This window comes from Laedolimicola sp. (assembly GCF_051972735.1).
GTDB classification, from domain to species: Bacteria; Bacillota; Clostridia; order Lachnospirales; family Lachnospiraceae; genus Laedolimicola; species Laedolimicola intestinihominis.
On sequence record NZ_JBOKYU010000008.1, the window covers coordinates 48,894 to 66,456 of the forward strand.

Genomic DNA, 17,563 nt, shown 5'->3' on the forward strand with positions numbered 1-17,563 from the left:
TGTTTTGTCCGATTGGAGCAGAGAATTACGCAGGCACGAGGCGGAACAGGAAATGAAAGAAATGTGGGAAAATCTGAAGGACGGGAAAAATGATTGGCAGTATAGCGATTTCTTTATGTTTAATGAAGAGAATCAGTTCATTACCGCCGCAGGCAGAAAAGGGACAGCGGACAGTATTACCGGAGCCTTTGATGAGATGTTTCAGAAAAACAGACGTGTGATTTCTTCGTATACGGCATCTTCCGGGATAAAGAAAATCGTACTTGCCGCCCCGCTTCCTGAAGTATTTATATCCAATGACGTAAGCTACACCGGACTTGCAATCAGCTATGATGCGTCTGTTGTGGAGAACCTGATGGCAAGCAATCTGTATGAAGGTCAAAGTGACTGTTATGTTGTACGCTCAGATGGGGAGATTTTACTTTCTTTGACATCGAAAACAGAGATACCGCAGGATGTAAATAATCTGATTTCTTTTTACACGGATGCGGATATTGTCTGGAAAGACAGGAATCCGGTGTACGTACAGGAATGCATCGAACAGCAGCGCGAAGGAAATACCCAGTATACTTATAGAGGAAGAACCTATTATATGGTCTCTGAGCCGGTTGGGATTGAAGACTGGACACTGCTTGGAATTGTGCGTTCTGATGCGGTAGACTATGGTGACCGAAATTTGCAGAAGGTTACGCTGGGGATTCTTGGAGTTTCGGCAGCTTTAATTATGCTGCTCGTGGTGCTGGCACTCGTATCAGAAAATCGTGCGAAGCTGCTGAATGAAGAGAAGGAGCGACTCCTTTTGGAGAAAGAGAAAGAACGAGCCACGCAGTTCCTTGAAGGTATTTCCCGGATTGTTGACCGGTATGCGGTTGCTGACCTGGAAAATGACAGATATGAATATTATGAGTTAATCCTGGATGAGCCTCTTTATCCTGAAACAGGGGCATATTGGAGTCTGGTTGATTACATTTCCAGACGATATATTGTATTGACTAATACAGAGAACGCAAAAGTTTGCCGCATGATTGCACCGGATTATCTGAGAAAGGTGCTTCGAAAGGAAAGCGACATTTTAAAATTTGAGTATTGCATCCGAAATGAAAATATTTACAAAGTCATGCATGTGATTCCGATTGAATGGGCGAAGGATAACAGACTGACTAAGGTTATGCTGGTATCTATGGATATTGGGCAAAAAATCGAACTGGAGAATATGGCAAATACAGATGGATTGACTGGGCTGTTCAACGAACGGTATTTTACCAATATTCTGCAGAACAAGGAAAAAAAGAAACTTCCGTTTGTTCTCTTTTATATCGATCTGGATCGATTCAAACCGATCAATGATACCTATGGCCACAGCACCGGAGATCAGGTGCTTCAGGAAATTGCCAGACGTCTGCAGGAATGTATCCGCAGTAACGATTATGCGTTCCGTATAGGCGGAGACGAGTTCGCCCTGATTATCTGCTCCGCCTATGACAAAGCATTTTGCTGCCATATGGCGGAACGCATTCAAATTGCACTGACGGAGCCGGTAAAGCTGGCCGGAAAGACGCTTCGGGTTGGAGTCAGCTGCGGATGCGCAGCATTTCCGGAAGACAGCAGTGAAGCGGAAGAAGTCCGGGCTATTGCCGACCAGCGTATGTATGAAGAAAAAGAGAAGCATCATAGAGAGGATCCTATGCACTCCGGCAGATAGCTTTATTTCTGATCCAGCACGGACTGAATCTGTTTCATCAGCTGTTCGTAGTTTGACGGATCATCAATTCCGCCCATGAAAGGATCGCCAACGATATTTCCGTCTTTATCTACGAGAACGGTTGTCGGAAATGCCATGATATCCCCTGCGTATTTTCCAACGGTGGAATCGGAATCGAAGGTCAGGTTTTTGTAGGAAGCTCCCTTGGCCTTCAGGATTTCCTTCGCTTCTTTGATTCCATCCTGATTGTCGTCCAATGTATCCGTATTGATACCAACCACTTCGCCGCCCATTTCCTTCAGCTTATCATTTAATTCATTCAGCTTGGAAAGCTCTTCAACACAGGGCTTGCAGCCGCTGAACCAGAAGTTTACAACCGTAACTTTATTTTGGGCGAAAAGGCTGTCATCTACATCGTTCCCATCCAGATCTTTCCCTTTAAAATCGTGGAACACACCTGTAGAGTCAGCTGAGCCGGAGAAAGTGCTGCCGGAGGAATCAGATGCTGCAATTTCTTTCTCAAGCCTTGCAATTTCTTCTTCAATGCCGCGGATGGTTTCAATGTCTTTGTTCAGAGTATCAAATTCCTCTTCAGAGAAAGAAGCCTTGTTTGATTCTATTGTATTTGCAAGAAAGTCCGCATAGTTTTCATTCGAGGCAGCATCGTCAGGGTTCTTGCTCATAAAGCCAAAGACCTTGTCCCATACATTTTTGTGATCTGCAAAAATCTGATTTTCCTGCTGGTACAGGTCGTCCAGCTTTTCGTCGGGCGCAGACGTGTCGCCTGTATTTGTGGCGGAAACAGTCTCCTGTTTCGTGTTTTCCGTTGTGGCGGAATCAGAGGAATTTCCACAGCCTGTGAATGCAAAAAGCAGGGAAATGGCGAGAGATGCCGCAATTGCCTTTTTTAATTTCATTGAGTTTACTCTACCAGATTTGTTTTTCATGATTTTTATTCTCCTTTTGAATATGATTTGATTCATTTTAGCTTATTTATTGTCAGCCTGTTTCCTGGTTGAAAATCCGTAATGATAGCAGATCGCATTTGTTGGGCAGGCTTTCATACATGCTCCGCATCGGATACATTCCGGGTGGTTTGGCGTGTCTGTTACATTGACGTCCATTTTACAGGCATGACTACATTTTTGACAGCCGACACATTTTTCAGAATCCACCCGAAGCTTAAGAAAGGATACGCTGTTAAACAGCGAGTAGATAGCGCCAAGGGGGCAGATCCATTTACAGAATGGACGATAAAACAGAATGCTTAAGAGGATAACAAGTACGAGGATTGCAAACTTAAATGTAAATAAGTGCCCGAGTGCCGCACGGATTCCTGAATTAGCAAGGGACAGCGGAATTGCGCCTTCAAGTACGCCTTGCGGGCATAGGTATTTGCAGAAGAACGGGTCTCCCATCCCCAGCGAATTCGTTACCAGTGCCGGAAGCAGTATCACAAAGACGACCAGGATCAGGTATTTCAGATACCGCAGGGGCTTTAGCCTTGCAGTAGACAGCTTCTTGCCCGGAAGCTTATGCAGCAGATCCTGAAACCATCCAAACGGACAGAGAAAACCACAGATAAATCGTCCGAACAGAACCCCCAGCAGGATAAAAAATCCGGTGATGTAGTAGGTGAACTTGAATTTTGAGGAACCGACTACAGCCTGGAAGGCTCCAATCGGACAGGCGCCTGTGGCAGCCGGGCAGGAGTAACAGTTCAGTCCGGGAACACATAGTGCTTTTACCTTTCCCTGATAAAGCTTCCCTTTAAACAGATTCGGAATATGAAGATTGGTCAGCAGCGCTGCAGCTGCCTGAATCCATCCGCGGAAGCGGACCAGGAAGTTTTTGTTTAATTTTAATTTCTTATCCAATTCCCACACACTCCATACATAATTTGATTGCCTTACTGAGTACGACTGCAGCCTCTCCACGGAAAATCCCAATAAGGAAAAATAGCAGACCGGCTGCAAGTAAAAAAATCTGCGCTGCTTTTTCTGATTTCATTCAAATACCACTTGTTACTGCGAATAGTAACTGCTCCTTTCGATGATATTGCCCAAAGTCGGCTTATTGACCGCTCCATGATTGCATTATATAATAGGGGATGTAAATTCCCTGTTAAGAAAATGGAGAAAAATGAATTGAGATTATTAATTGTTGAAGATGAGAAGAAATTATGTGATATGATTGCGAAAAGTCTGCACCAGGCAGGTTATGAGGTAGATACGTGCAATGACGGCGAGCAGGCACTGGATATGATCTATGCGGAACAGTACGATCTGATTGTGCTTGATCTGAACCTGCCCGGGCTGGATGGGATGGAGATCCTCCGGGAGCTTCGCAAAGAAAATGAAGAGACAAAGGTATTAATCCTGTCTGCCAGAAGCCAGATCGCAGATAAGGTTGAGGGCCTGGATTCCGGTGCAAATGATTATATGGAAAAACCATTCCATTTACAGGAACTGGAGGCCCGTGTGAGAAGCCTGACAAGAAGAAAATTCGTACAAAAAAATGTCTGTCTGGAATGTGGAAAGCTTCGATTTGATACGAGAGAAAGGGCTGCATATGCAGAAGATAACCCGATTACGCTGACGAGAAAGGAAAATGGAATTTTAGAATATCTCCTTTTAAATCAGGGAAGACCGGTCAGCCAGGAAGAACTGATGGAGCATGTCTGGGATTCTTCAGTGGACAGCTTCAGCGGTTCCATCCGGGTACATATGTCTTCGCTGAGAAAGAAGCTGAAAGCAGGGCTCGGTTATGATCCAATCGTGAATAAAATCGGCGAGGGCTATAAGATAGGAGGAGACAGCAAAGGATGAAAAAAATATCACTCCAGTGGAAATTAACCCTTCTTACCACAGGGCTTATCACCATATTATGCGGATGTCTTACCTTTTTCTTATACAAAAACGGAGTCTATTATTTCGATACGCTTCAGGAATCTGTCACGGATCAGGGTACAGCGCCGGAAGCGGTGTACATTGATATTCCGGAGGATGAGTGGGATGACTTTGTGGCACAGTTTTCCATGAAGATTTATGACTCCAAATCAGATTACAGGAGCAGAAGCCTTCTGATTACTGCGATTGTAGCGCTGATTGGCGGCGCGGCGACGTATTTTATCAGTGGACGGGCATTGAAGCCACTCAGGGAATTTTCAGAGACGGTGGAAAAAGTTCAGGCGCAGAATCTGGCAGATTATACCATTGAAGAGAATAAAATTGCAGAGCTGGACAGGCTTCGTACCTCTTATAATAAAATGCTTATGCGGCTTTCCGAATCCTTTGAGACGCAGCGTCGGTTTACCGGAAATGCAGCACATGAACTACGTACTCCGCTGGCATTAATCCAGGCGCAGCTGGACCTATACCATGCGGCAGAGCATCCGGAGAGTTCCACAGAGGCGGAAGAGACCATTCAGATGGTAACGGAGCAGAATGAACGTCTTAGCAAGCTGGTCAGAACACTTCTGGATATGAGTGAATTACAGACAGTAGCGCGAAATGACAGAATTGAGCTCCATAGTCTGATTGAGGAAGTGCTGACAGATCTGGAACCATTGGCGCAGGAAAAGAAGGTGGAGCTGATACAGAAGCCACAGAGCTCGTCAGAGGGAGCAGGGGAGAAGGCAGAGGACGAATTAATTCTGACAGGAAGTGATATTCTGATTTACAGAATGCTTTATAATCTTGTAGAAAATGCGATTAAATATAATCGGACAGACGGAACCGTTACGGTATCTGCAGAGAGGGAAAAGAACGAAGCCGTTCTGACGGTTTCGGATACAGGAAATGGAATTGATGAGGCGTTCAGGGAGCAGATCTTTGAACCGTTCTTCCGGGTAGATAAGTCAAGAAGCCGGGAGCTTGGAGGCGTGGGGCTTGGACTTGCGATGGTGCGGGAGGTTGTGCGGGTCCATGGCGGGACGATTGAAGTTTATACAGGTAAGCACGGCGGGACGACATTTGAAGTGAAAATGAGTATAGGGGTATAAAAAATATTATCGCACTCGGCGCAGTGGTAGATGGTTGCTGAAGTAACCGCGCCTCGGCGCGAGAATGTGCCAACGGCACATTCTTTTTTAATTGCCAGGCTGCGAGTTTGAAAAGGGCCTATCTCTGAAGATATCCCTGTCAAACTTCCGTGCAAACAAATGCGGCAGCCCCAGCAGCATTTCCCGATCGGCCTCCTGGAACGTATAAGGGCTGTTCTCCGTCCCCCGCTCCCAGTCCACGTACCGCAGATTCGCCATCGAGCCGGTCTGCCCGCTTTCGTCGTAGAGATGGGCCCGGAAGGGCGAGTGAAAAGACAGGGTCTGTAGGAACAGCTCGTCCGCGCAGACAGAATGAGAGAAATGTGTTCGAATCCAGTCCTCATGCTCCAGCACATACCGGACAAAATTGTCAGAGATGCTAAACCAATTGGGGCCTTTGCGGATTTGAAAATCACAGTTTTTTAATCGATTGACCCGGAACAGCCGCTGGATCAGAGTGAGCACATGATCAGCCGGTTCTGCCAGCGGAAATCTGCTTTCCCGGAAAAAATGCCACAGAGAGATTCGTTCCACTACATTTTTCGGAGCCGGAAAGTCCGGATCAAAGGCGATAAATTCTTTCCCGGCATAGGTTTCAAAAAACGTATGAATCTGCTCCGGAGATTTCAGGGGCAGATCCGATCCGGAGAGCAGATGATAATAAGTGTAATGCTCCGGCGCAGCTGTCCGAAGAAGCATCAGTTCGCAGGCTGTCTGGCTGTAGCCGCCCCAGTGGACGTCCATCCGTTCTGTAAGATACAGCTGCGAATACGAAAGAAGTGAATCAAACTCCCGGGCGGAAAAATCAGCTGCCTTTCGATCCACATGCAGATAGATGTCATTGCGGGGATCGTCCAGCCGTTTCAGCAATATTTTCAAAAAATCAAAGTGATTATGCGCCATAATCAAAAAAGCGTGTCTGTTCATAAAAACCTCTGAAATACAAAAAAATATCTGCTGTAAGTGTACCACAGAAAGAGAAAAATGAAAATGTAAAAAAATCTTTCATTTTTGTATGGAAATAAAGGCACTATACGTTCTTATAAATAGCAGAGAAAGATGGTGAGAAAAACAGATGAAAAAGATAGATAAGACGTAGCGGATATGCTATAATAGTGAAAAAAATAATGTCACGGAACAAAGACGAAAGGTGGTAATATGCGGAGACGAATCAAAAAAAAGAAGGGACTGCTCAGAGATCCGGAATATGAGAAAATCAGAGCGTGCTGGATCAGGGAGCTGGAGCAGAAAATGAAAATTCTGGAAGAACTGGCTGATAAAAAGGAAGCGGAAAATCCGGAATTTCTTTCTGAATTAAAATGTCAACTTATAAAATGAAATGGTTGACAATTGAAAATGAATTCGGTATACTGCAAAAGATGAACATAAAAAGGAGAAAAATGATGTATACTGAATCGAAAAACGGAACGAAAAAGCTTACAACCTATCAACTGACGCTCACAGCTGTGATGGCTGCTGTAATCTGTGTGCTGGGCCCCATTTCCATTGCCATCCCTGTAAGTCCGGTACCGATCTCCCTGGCCAGCATGGCTGTATATCTGGCAGTCACAGTGCTGGGCATGAAGCTGGGCACTTTAAGCTGTCTGATTTATCTGCTTCTTGGACTTGTGGGTATTCCGGTATTTGCAGGCGGAAGCGCAGGTGCGGCCAAGCTGTTCGGACCGACCGGCGGTTACCTGATAGGCTACCTGTTCCTGGCGCTGATTGCGGGAGCTTTCGTGGGCCGTTTCGCAGAAAATAAATGGAAAAATATCGCGTTTGCGGCATTGGGCATGATTCTCGGAACCATCGTACTGTATGCGCTTGGCACGGCCTGGCTGGCATACTCCGCAGGCATGGATTTTCAGGCGGCTCTGTGGGCAGGCGTTATCCCGTTTATTCCGGGCGATCTGGTGAAAATGGTCGTTGCGGTACTGCTGGGAAGCGCAGTCCGGGGAAGGTTGCTCCGGGCCGGGGTATTGAAAGGAAAAAATTAGAAATTCTGATGAACAATTAGAAACTGAAATGGTCATAAACGGCATTGACTTTTTATTTACAAGCTGTTATATTGGAATGTAGAAAAAGTACATATTGCATACAGAAAGTGATTTGAAAGAAGACCGGGTTTCGCGAAAATGAGGGGAAGGAGGACACCCGTTATTTCCGTGGAGCTTGGCTTCTTTTTCGGCTGTATGGCAAATCTGCATTTGAAAAAATTGAATTCAGGGAGGAATTGTTTCATGGAAACTCGTCAGGGTAAGAGCGTATTTTCCGGTGTTGCGATTGGAAAGCTCTTCATTTATAAGAAAGCAAAGCAGGTCGTGGAGAAGAGCACCATTGAGGATCCGGCTGCAGAGGTAGCCCGCTACATGGCTGCAAAAGCAAAGGCAAAAGAGCAGCTTGAGATGCTGAAGGAAAAGACAATGAAGGATGTGGGAGAGGCAGAGGCTGAGATCTTCGAGGCTCATCAGATGCTTCTGGAGGATCTGGACTTCGTTGAAGGCATCACAGGCATGATCGAGAATGACAAGGTCAACGCAGAGTACGCTGTATTTGTAACAGGCGAGCAGTGCGCGGCACTGTTCCTGAGCATGGATGACGACTATATGCGCGGACGTGCTGCGGACGTCAACGACATTTCCAGCCGTCTGATTGCCATCTTAAGCGGTACACAGGTAAGCGCAGAGGCAATGCCGGAGCCGGTGATCATCATGGCAGAGGATCTGGCGCCCAGCGAGACCGTACAGTTTGAGAAGGACAAGATCCTGGCGCTGGTTACCCAGAAGGGATCCGCAAACTCTCATACCGCTATCCTGGCACGTATGATGAACATCCCCTGTATCGTTACCGCTGATATCGATCTGGATCCGGAGCTGACCGGTAAAGACGGTATCGTAGATGGTTTCACAGGCAAGATTTACATTGAGCCGGATGAAGTGACCACAGCTGTGATGACAGAGAAGAAGAAGCGCGAGGAAGAAAGAAAGCTTCTGCTTCAGAGCCTGAAGGGACTGCCGACTGTAACCAAGAGCGGCAAGCATATCCATCTGTATTCCAATATCGGAAGTGAAGAGGATGTGGATGCTGTGCTGGCAAATGACTCCGAAGGTATCGGTCTGTTCCGCAGTGAGTTCCTGTATCTGGGCCGCGATACCTACCCGACCGAGGAGGAGCAGTTCCAGGTATATAAGAACGTTATCTCCAAGATGAATGGCAAGAAGGTCATCATCCGCACTCTGGACATCGGAGCAGACAAGCAGGCTGACTACTTCCAGATTCCGAAGGAAGAGAACCCGGCTATGGGCTTCCGTGCTATCCGTATCTGCCTGCATAGACCGGAAGTATTTAAGACACAGCTGCGCGCTATTTACCGTGCAAGTGCATATGGTACCGCTTCCATCATGTTCCCGATGATCATCTCTGTGGCGGAGGTTAAGAAGATCAAAGAGATCGTAGAGGAAGTAAAGGACGAGCTGCGTCAGGCTGACATCCCCTTCGGCGATGTGGAGCTTGGTATCATGGTGGAGACACCGGCAGCCGTTATGATCGCGGATATGCTGGCTCCGGAAGTAGACTTCTTCAGCATCGGAACCAATGACCTGACCCAGTATACACTGGCTATCGACCGTCAGAATCAGTCTCTGGACGATATCTACGATCCCCATCACGAGGCAGTACTTCGTATGATTCAGAGAACCATCGAGTGCGCGCACGCACATGGCGCATGGTGCGGTATCTGCGGAGAGCTGGGAGCAGACATGGAGCTGACACGCCGCTTTATCCAGATGGGTATCGACGAGCTGTCCGTATCTCCGGTATTTACTCTGGAGCTGCGTAAGAAGATCCGCGAGGCAGAGTAAGCAGGCGGAAGCTGAGAACGATAGTCGGCCGGAGGCAGTCTGGCTTGCAGCTATAAATTTTATCAAATAAAAGGAGAATCTAACATGAAAGAGTTTAAGTATGTAGTACAGGATGAGCTGGGACTTCACGCAAGACCGGCAGGACTTCTGGTAAAGGAAGCAGCAAAGTTCAAGAGTGCCATCACTCTGGACAGCGGCGCTAAGAAAGCAGACGCTAAGAGAATCATGGCAGTTATGTCCATGGGCGTTAAGCAGGGCGTAGAGGTTACCGTTACTGTTGACGGTGAGGATGAGGATGCAGCATTCGAGGCTATCAAGACCTTCTTCGAGACCAACCTGTAAGATTATCAAATAATTTATAAAAAGAGAAAGAAGCTGCGGGAAGTGTAAAAATCTTCCTGCAGCTTCTTTTGCTTTACGGCACTGACGAAAGGCTTTCAAACTAGATATTTTTGACCAAAAAAGTTGCGAAAAATGGGAAAAAGTGCTATGGTAATATGATATTAATAGCGTGATATAATTGGGGAGAGACCGATGGAATTTGTAATGAATGAGTTGGGTGTATTAGGAGACCATTTCGGCCTGGTGATAATAGGGTGCGCAGAACTGGCAATAGCGGCGGTATATGCAGGAATACTGTTGTCAAGAAGGACGAAAAATATCCGGACAAAGCTGGCTTTGAGGGATGTGGAACAGAAATTCCTGGATGAATTTTCCGGAAAAACGGATGAGTGCTGTATCGTCATGGAAAATCAGAACAGGCCGCGAGAAGTACCGGTCTGGCCGTACGGCTGCGGATCCGATATCTGGTTTTTTAAAAAAATATATTTCGGAAAAAAGTGGTATACTATTTAACAAATGCCCGCCTGTATGGCAGGCAAATAGAAAGGCAGGAGAGAAAATGATGACCATAGAAGAATTACAGTCCTATGAGCTGGTGGAAAAGCGTGAGATTGCGGAGTTAAATTCCGTCGGCTATTATCTGAAGCATAAAAAGACAGGGGCAAAGGTATGCCTCTTATCCAACGATGATGAAAATAAGGTATTTTATATCGGCTTCCGTACCCCGGCGCCGGATGATACGGGCGTGGCCCATATCCTGGAGCATTCCGTATTGTGCGGTTCCCGGGAGTTCCCGGTAAAGGATCCCTTTGTGGAGCTGGCGAAGGGCTCCCTGAATACCTTCCTGAACGCCATGACATATCCGGATAAGACGGTGTACCCCATTGCCAGCTGCAATGATAAAGATTTTCAGAATCTGATTCATGTCTACATGGACGCGGTATTTTACCCGAATATCTATAAAAAAGAAGAAATTTTCCGCCAGGAGGGCTGGCATTACGAGATGGACAGCGAGGACGGCGACCTGACTCTGAACGGCGTGGTCTACAATGAGATGAAGGGCGCGTTTTCCTCCCCGGAGGGCGTACTGGAGCGGGAGATTCTGAACTCCCTTTACCCGGATACCACCTATGCCAATGAGTCCGGCGGAGACCCGGAGTTTATTCCGGATCTGACCTGTCAGCAGTTTCTGGATTTCCATGGCCGCTATTATCATCCCTCTAATAGTTACATTTTCCTGTATGGAAACTGTGATATGGCCGAGAAGCTTCAGTGGCTTGACGAGAACTATCTGAGCCACTACGATTATCAGGAGATTGATTCTGAGGTGCAGACTCAGGCTCCCTTTGAAAAAATGCGCGAAGTGATAAAGGATTATTCCATTTCCGCAGAAGAGAGCGAGGAGGACAACACCTACCTTTCCTACAATAAATCTGTGGGCGACACCCTGGACGCGAAGCTTTATCTGGCTATGCAGGTGCTGGAGTACGTGCTTTTATCTGCCACTGGTGCGCCCTTAAAGCAGGCGCTTCTGGACGCGGGTATCGGCCACGATATTATGAGCTCCTACGACAATGGCGTAAAGCAGCCTGTTTTCTCAATTATCGCGAAAAACGCGAATGAAGATCAGAAAGACGCATTTGTAGAAGTGATTGAGAGTACCTTAAAGAAGCTGTCGGAGGAGGGATTGGATGAAAAGGCTCTCCGCGCCGGTATCAACTATTTCGAATTCCGTTACCGGGAGGCTGATTTCGGCAATTATCCGGCTGGTCTGATGTACGGCTTACAGGCCTTTGACAGCTGGCTTTATAAGGATGACAGTGCGTTCCTCCACCTGGAGGCGCTGGACAATTTCGCGTTCTTAAAAGAACAGGCGGATAAGGGCTATTTTGAAGGTCTCATTAAAACCTGTCTGCTGGATAATCCCCATGGTTCGCTGGTGCTGATTCGCCCGAGGAAGGGCCTGACCGCAGAGCAGGATGAGAAGCTTAAGAGAAAGCTGGAGGCATACAGGAACAGCCTGAGCGCGGAAGAAAAGAAGCAGATTGTGGAATTTACAAAGCATCTGAAGGAGTATCAGAGCGAGCCGTCGCCCCAGGAGGATTTGGCGAAGATTCCGCTTCTTGCCCGGGAGGATATCGACAAGAAAGCACAGCCCTTCCAGAATGAGCTGCGAAAGGCCGGAGACACCGACGTGCTCTACCATGATCTGTTCACCAATGGCATCGGTTATGTGGATCTGGTATTTCGGGCAGGCGGTATTCCGGTGGAGTTGATTCCCTATCTGGGACTTCTGAAAGCGGCCCTCGGTCAGCTAGACACAGAGCATTACACCTACGGTGATTTTGCCAATGAGCTGAATCTGCACACAGGCGGTATCTCCTGCAGTGTGGGAAGCTACGACAGCGTGCAGAACCCCCGGGATTATACGGCAGTCTTCGAGGTGAAGAGTAAGGCTCTCTACGAGGAGGAGCCCGTGGCCTTTGCTATGCTGCGGGAGATGCTGATGACCTCGAAGCTTCACGATAAGAAGCGCCTTAAGGAAATCGTGGCGGAGACCAAATCCCGTCAGCAGATGGCGTTTCAGACCTCCGGACACTCCATGGCGGCCCTTCGTGCCATGTCCTATTTCTCATCCAGCGCGGCCTTTTCCGATATGACCGGCGGCGTGGACTTTTATCATTTCATTGAAGATCTGGATACGAACTTCGAGGAGAAATGGGAGACGGCGGCAGAGAAGCTTGCAGAGCTTGCGCGGATGCTGTTCTGCCCGGAAAATCTGCTGGTCAGCTATACCGGCGAGGAAAAGAGCCTCACGGGGCTGGATAAGGAGGTTACGAAGCTGACGGCGGCACTGCATCCGAATACCGGCGCAGAGAAAAAGGTGTGGGCGCTGGTTCCGGAGCATAAGAATGAGGGCCTGAAAACCTCAGCGCAGATTCAGTATGTGGCCCGGGCCGGAAGCTTCCGGGCAGCGGGACTTCCGTACATCGGAGCCTTGAAGGTACTGCGGATCATCATGAGCTACGATTACCTCTGGAATAATGTGCGTGTGAAGGGCGGCGCTTACGGCTGCATGAACAATTACACCCGCACCGGCAGCGGCTATCTGGTATCCTACCGGGATCCGAACCTTCGGAAGACCAATGAGATATTTGAGAAGAGCGTGGATTACACAGAGCATTTCGATGTATCCGATCGCGATATGACCAAGTATATCATCGGAACCATCAGCTCCATGGATACGCCGCTGAACGCCAGAGCCAAGGGCATGCGTTCCTTAAGCGCCTGGATGACCGGAGTCACCGAAGAACAGGTACAGAAGGAGCGGGACGAGGTGCTTGGCTGTGGTATCGAAGAGATCCGATCGTTGGTGCCCTACCTGAAAGCAATGCTTTCCCAGAACCATATCTGTGTCATTGGAAATGAGGAAAAGTTGGAGGAACAGAAGGATCTGTTTGAGGTGACGGAGAGTCTGTTCCACTAAGAGATAACCGGTGGGCGCCTCTGCGTCCGCCGTACATAAAATGGAGAATGTATATGGAAAATAACAATTGTAAATCCGGTTTTGCCACTCTGATTGGCCGGCCTAACGTGGGAAAGTCCACCCTGATGAACAAGCTGATCGGCCAGAAAATCGCCATCACATCCAATAAGCCCCAGACCACAAGAAACCGTATCCAGACGGTCTATACCTGCGACGAGGGACAGATTGTATTCCTGGACACGCCGGGTATCCACAAGGCCAAGAATAAGCTGGGCGAGTATATGGTCAATGCGGCGGAGCGGACGCTGAAAGAGGTCGATGTAATTCTGTGGCTGGTGGAGCCCACCACCTTCGTGGGCGCAGGCGAGCAGCATATCGCGGAGCAGCTGAAGAAAGTAAAGACTCCGGTGATTCTGGTTATCAATAAGACGGACACGGTGAAGAAGGAGGAACTGCTGGCGGTCATCGATACCTACCGGAAGCTCCACGAGTTTGACGAGATTGTACCAGTATCCGCCTTAAGCGGCGATAATACCGACACCCTTATCAAGCAGATTTTCAAATATCTGCCCTACGGACCGAAGTTCTATGACGAGGATACAGTGACCGATCAGCCCATGCGTCAGATCGTGGCGGAGCTTATCCGGGAGAAGGCTCTGCGCTGCCTGAATGAGGAGATTCCCCACGGTATCGCGGTATCCATCGACAAGATGAAGGAGCGGCCAAACGGCAGGGTCTGCGATATCGACGCTACCATCATCTGCGAGCGGGATTCGCATAAAGGCATCATCATCGGAAAGCAGGGAAGCATGCTTAAAAAAATCGGAAGCGCAGCCCGCTATGAGATCGAGGATATGCTGGAGATGAAGGTGAATCTGCAGCTCTGGGTCAAGGTCAAGAAGGATTGGCGGGACAGCGATTTTCTGATTAAGAACTTTGGTTATGATAAGAAAGATTTGGAAATGTAAGGAGTAACGAACCGTGCCGTTTACCATTTATTTGCGGGCATACCTGTGCGGAATCTGGATACATTAAGAGTAGATTCAGAATTACGTGATAACAGGGGCGAAGCACATGACATGGGAACAGTTTGAACTGACCGGAGCGGTGGAAGACTACTTAAGCTACAAAGGGATTACCCGGGATCGTGCGTCAGATGACGCACGGGAGAAAGGAGAAAGCCGGAGGGCGGATACGGAATATGGGACAAATAATCACAGTGACCGGCCTGGTGCTGGCGGCTTATCCCCAGGGGGATTATGACAAGCGCATCATCCTTCTGACCCGGGAACGGGGCAAGATTACAGCCTTTGCCAGAGGGGCCAGGCGGCAGAACAGTCCCCTTCTGGCGGTCTGCAATTCCTTTGTCTTCGGCGAATTTTCGGTCTACGAGGGCCGTACCTCTTATAATCTGATGCAGGCGAAGGCGTCCAATTACTTTCATGAGCTCAGCGGCGATTTCGAAGGGGCCTGCTACGGGTTCTATTTCTGCGAGCTGGCGGAATATTATACCAGAGAGGCCAACGATGAGCTGCAGATGCTGAAGCTTCTGTATCAGTCCTTGAGAGCGTTATGTAAACCAAGCATCCCCAACGAGTTGATCCGTTACATATATGAACTGAAGGTGCTGGTGGTGAACGGCGAATGTCCGCCGGACTTCGGGCAGTTGGACATTTGCGAATCCACTTTGTATACCTTACAGTATATTGCGGCCTCATCCATCGAAAAATTATATACCTTTAACGTGTCGCAGCAGGTGCTGGGAGAGCTGCGGTTTGTGCTGCACCGGTACCGGGAGCGGTATATGGAGGGGCATTTTAAGTCGCTGGATGTTCTGGAGACCTGTGTGAAGTGAATTTTCAGTTGAAAAATGCCGGGAAAGACGCTATACTATATGGGATTCCCTGAGGTAATTACCTCAGAAGAGAAGTGGGAGGAGTATCGATGAGAAAATCAGTCTGTTTCTGTCTCCTGATCTGTATGTTATCGGTTCTGATCGGCTGCGGCGGTTCTGTCCCCAAGGAGAGTACGATTGCGGTAGACAAAAAAGGAAAGATAACCGACACGATTGTGGAGGAATTTGACAAGGATTTCTACGATTCCGAAGAGCTTCAAGGTGAGATAGAGTCGGAGCTTGCAGAGTATAATAAGAACTATGCCACCGACCATATCACCATGAAGAAGTTCGAGGTAAAGGACGGGACTGCGACCCTGCAGCTGGTCTTTGACGGAAGCGAATACTATGAGGATTACACGGAGACGACGCTGTTCAACGGAACCGTGGCGGAAGCGCAGGCCGGGGGTTATGAGCTGAACGGCGAACTGCTTGATGCAGACGGGGCGAAGCTCTCACTGGGTGACCTGGACGGCGCGGACGAGGCGAAGGTTCTGGTGATGGAGACCGATGAGACTGTGAAGGTAGAGGTTCCCGGCACGATTCTTGCGGTATCCGCAGGAGGCAATGTAAATGTAACCGGTAAAAAGCAGGCGGCTGTCGCAGACGGCGGACTGTCATATATCATTTATAAATAAGCGAAGAGGAGAAAAGCAAATGGAAAAGACAATGGACAAAATTGTATCTCTGGCAAAGGCAAGAGGCTTTGTATATCCGGGCTCTGAGATTTACGGCGGTCTGGCCAACACCTGGGATTACGGCAATCTGGGCGTAGAGCTTAAGAACAATGTAAAGCGCGCATGGTGGCAGAAATTCGTACAGGAGAATCCGTACAACGTGGGTGTAGACTGTGCCATCCTGATGAACCCGCAGACCTGGGTAGCGTCCGGACATCTGGGCGGCTTCTCCGACCCGCTGATGGACTGCAAGAGCTGTAAGGAGCGTTTCCGTGCCGATAAGCTCATCGAGGACTATATGGCTGAGAACGGCATTGAGATCGAGGGCTCTGTAGACGCATGGTCCCCGGAAGAAATGAAGGCTTATGTGGATGAACACAATATCTGCTGTCCGTCCTGCGGAAAGCATGATTTCACCGATATCCGTCAGTTCAACCTGATGTTCAAGACCTTCCAGGGTGTTACCGAGGACGCGAAGAATACCGTATACCTCCGTCCGGAGACTGCGCAGGGTATCTTTGTAAACTTCAAGAACGTACAGAGAACCTCCAGAAAGAAGATCCCGTTTGGTATCGGACAGATTGGTAAGTCCTTCCGTAACGAGATTACACCGGGTAACTTCACCTTCCGTACCAGGGAGTTCGAGCAGATGGAGCTGGAGTTCTTCTGCAAGCCGGGTACTGACCTGGAGTGGTTCGCTTACTGGAAGCAGTACTGCATCGATTGGCTGAAGTCCCTCGGCATGAAGGATGACGAGATGCGTGCCCGCGATCATTCTCCGGAGGAGCTGTGCTTCTACAGCAAGGCGACTACGGACCTTGAGTTCCTGTTCCCGTTCGGCTGGGGCGAGCTGTGGGGCATCGCAGACAGAACAGATTATGACCTGACTCAGCATCAGAATGTATCCGGACAGGATATGTCCTACTTTGACGATGAGTCCAAGGAGAAATACATCCCCTACGTTATCGAGCCGTCATTGGGCGCGGACCGCGTAGTTCTGGCGTTCCTGTGCGCAGCCTACGACGAGGAGGAGCTGGAGGGCGGCGACGTGCGTACCGTGCTTCATTTCCATCCGGCACTGGCACCGGTGAAGATCGGCGTGCTGCCTCTGTCCAAGAAGCTGAACGAGGGCGCGGAGAAGATCTTCGCGCAGCTTAGCAAGAAGTATAACTGTGAGTTTGACGACAGAGGTAACATCGGTAAGAGATATCGCCGCCAGGATGAGATTGGTACGCCGTTCTGCGTGACCTATGACTTTGAGTCTGAGACAGATGGCGCGGTTACTATCCGTGATCGTGATACCATGGAGCAGGTTCGTGTGAAGATTGACGAACTGGATGCTTACTTTGCTGATAAATTCACATTCTAATTTTATTTCATATAGGACGAAACAGGAAAAATACACCCTTGGCTGACGTCAGCCAGGGGTGTATTTTTCCTGTTTCTGACTATGAAAGACGGGGGTTCGGTCTACGATGACGTCCATCCCAGAAAAAGAGGCTGCCGGTCTGCCCGTCGGAACGTTAGCTGATTTTCCGTAGGGACGAGCAGGCTGGCAG

The 17,563-nt window shown here is 48.6% G+C and carries 16 protein-coding genes; 12 read left to right on the forward strand and 4 right to left on the reverse strand.

Features of this window, described 5'->3' with window-relative positions; all coding sequences use genetic code 11:
- Window positions 1–52 precede the first annotated feature (52 nt).
- Complete coding sequence (locus ACTRC3_RS03760) at window positions 53–1,702, forward strand: sensor domain-containing diguanylate cyclase (RefSeq protein WP_440321685.1); 1,650 nt, start codon at window positions 53–55, stop codon at window positions 1,700–1,702.
- Window positions 1,703–1,704: 2 nt separating this feature from the next.
- On the opposite strand, the gene ACTRC3_RS03765 is transcribed toward ACTRC3_RS03760, so the two are convergent.
- Genes ACTRC3_RS03765 through ACTRC3_RS03775 form a run of 3 tightly spaced genes read right to left on the reverse strand, consistent with a single transcriptional unit; the run spans window position 1,705 to window position 3,712 of the window.
- Window positions 1,705–2,649: a TlpA disulfide reductase family protein gene (locus tag ACTRC3_RS03765; protein ID WP_440321687.1), complete on the reverse strand. Its 945-nt coding sequence runs from the start codon at window positions 2,647–2,649 to the stop codon at window positions 1,705–1,707.
- A gap of 42 nt (window positions 2,650–2,691) precedes the next feature.
- A complete protein-coding gene (locus ACTRC3_RS03770; RefSeq protein WP_440321689.1) occupies window positions 2,692–3,579 on the reverse strand; it encodes a 4Fe-4S binding protein in 888 nt (295 codons plus the stop codon).
- Window positions 3,572–3,712, reverse strand: coding sequence for a CD1871A family CXXC motif-containing protein (locus ACTRC3_RS03775; protein WP_440321691.1), 141 nt, complete (start codon window positions 3,710–3,712; stop codon window positions 3,572–3,574). The genes ACTRC3_RS03770 and ACTRC3_RS03775 overlap by 8 nt, the downstream gene beginning before the upstream one ends.
- A 77-nt stretch (window positions 3,713–3,789) precedes the next feature.
- On the opposite strand from ACTRC3_RS03775, the gene ACTRC3_RS03780 reads away from it, so the two are divergent.
- Both ACTRC3_RS03780 and ACTRC3_RS03785 read left to right on the forward strand, forming a co-directional pair.
- Window positions 3,790–4,530, forward strand: a complete 741-nt coding sequence (locus ACTRC3_RS03780; RefSeq protein ID WP_440321692.1) for a response regulator transcription factor — start codon at window positions 3,790–3,792, stop codon at window positions 4,528–4,530.
- Entirely contained in the window at window positions 4,527–5,705 is a 1,179-nt protein-coding gene (locus ACTRC3_RS03785) for a sensor histidine kinase (protein WP_440321694.1), read from the forward strand. Before ACTRC3_RS03780 ends, ACTRC3_RS03785 begins: the two co-directional genes overlap by 4 nt.
- Window positions 5,706–5,792: 87 nt before the next feature.
- Here the strand turns inward: ACTRC3_RS03785 and ACTRC3_RS03790 are convergent, their stop codons facing one another.
- On the reverse strand, window positions 5,793–6,671 hold the full coding sequence (locus ACTRC3_RS03790; RefSeq protein ID WP_440321696.1) for a beta-1,6-N-acetylglucosaminyltransferase: 879 nt from the start codon (window positions 6,669–6,671) through the stop codon (window positions 5,793–5,795).
- Between the two features lie 473 nt (window positions 6,672–7,144).
- Between ACTRC3_RS03790 and ACTRC3_RS03795 the strand changes: the two genes are divergently transcribed.
- From ACTRC3_RS03795 to ACTRC3_RS03835, 9 genes are all read left to right on the forward strand, one after another.
- Window positions 7,145–7,741 carry a biotin transporter BioY gene (locus ACTRC3_RS03795; RefSeq protein WP_440321698.1) on the forward strand — a complete coding sequence of 199 codons (597 nt, stop codon included), beginning with the start codon at window positions 7,145–7,147 and terminating at the stop codon, window positions 7,739–7,741.
- Between the two features lie 243 nt (window positions 7,742–7,984).
- Window positions 7,985–9,604 carry a phosphoenolpyruvate--protein phosphotransferase gene (gene ptsP / locus ACTRC3_RS03800; protein WP_178038102.1) on the forward strand — a complete coding sequence of 540 codons (1,620 nt, stop codon included), beginning with the start codon at window positions 7,985–7,987 and terminating at the stop codon, window positions 9,602–9,604.
- Window positions 9,605–9,688: 84 nt separating this feature from the next.
- Window positions 9,689–9,946 (forward strand): HPr family phosphocarrier protein, encoded by a 258-nt coding sequence (locus ACTRC3_RS03805; RefSeq protein WP_178038103.1) that lies wholly within the window; start codon window positions 9,689–9,691, stop codon window positions 9,944–9,946.
- A 192-nt stretch (window positions 9,947–10,138) separates the two neighbouring features.
- Entirely contained in the window at window positions 10,139–10,459 is a 321-nt protein-coding gene (locus ACTRC3_RS03810; protein WP_440321700.1) for a hypothetical protein, read from the forward strand.
- A 49-nt stretch (window positions 10,460–10,508) separates the two neighbouring features.
- Window positions 10,509–13,433, forward strand: coding sequence for an insulinase family protein (locus ACTRC3_RS03815; RefSeq protein WP_440321707.1), 2,925 nt, complete (start codon window positions 10,509–10,511; stop codon window positions 13,431–13,433).
- Between the two features lie 53 nt (window positions 13,434–13,486).
- Complete coding sequence (era, locus tag ACTRC3_RS03820; RefSeq protein ID WP_178038106.1) at window positions 13,487–14,401, forward strand: GTPase Era; 915 nt, start codon at window positions 13,487–13,489, stop codon at window positions 14,399–14,401.
- 233 nt (window positions 14,402–14,634) lie between these two features.
- Window positions 14,635–15,288: a DNA repair protein RecO gene (recO, locus tag ACTRC3_RS03825; RefSeq protein ID WP_440321702.1), complete on the forward strand. Its 654-nt coding sequence runs from the start codon at window positions 14,635–14,637 to the stop codon at window positions 15,286–15,288.
- A gap of 89 nt (window positions 15,289–15,377) precedes the next feature.
- On the forward strand, window positions 15,378–15,965 hold the full coding sequence (locus ACTRC3_RS03830; protein ID WP_349165137.1) for a hypothetical protein: 588 nt from the start codon (window positions 15,378–15,380) through the stop codon (window positions 15,963–15,965).
- A 19-nt stretch (window positions 15,966–15,984) separates the two neighbouring features.
- Window positions 15,985–17,373 carry a glycine--tRNA ligase gene (locus tag ACTRC3_RS03835; RefSeq protein WP_178038109.1) on the forward strand — a complete coding sequence of 463 codons (1,389 nt, stop codon included), beginning with the start codon at window positions 15,985–15,987 and terminating at the stop codon, window positions 17,371–17,373.
- Window positions 17,374–17,563: the final 190 nt, after the last annotated feature.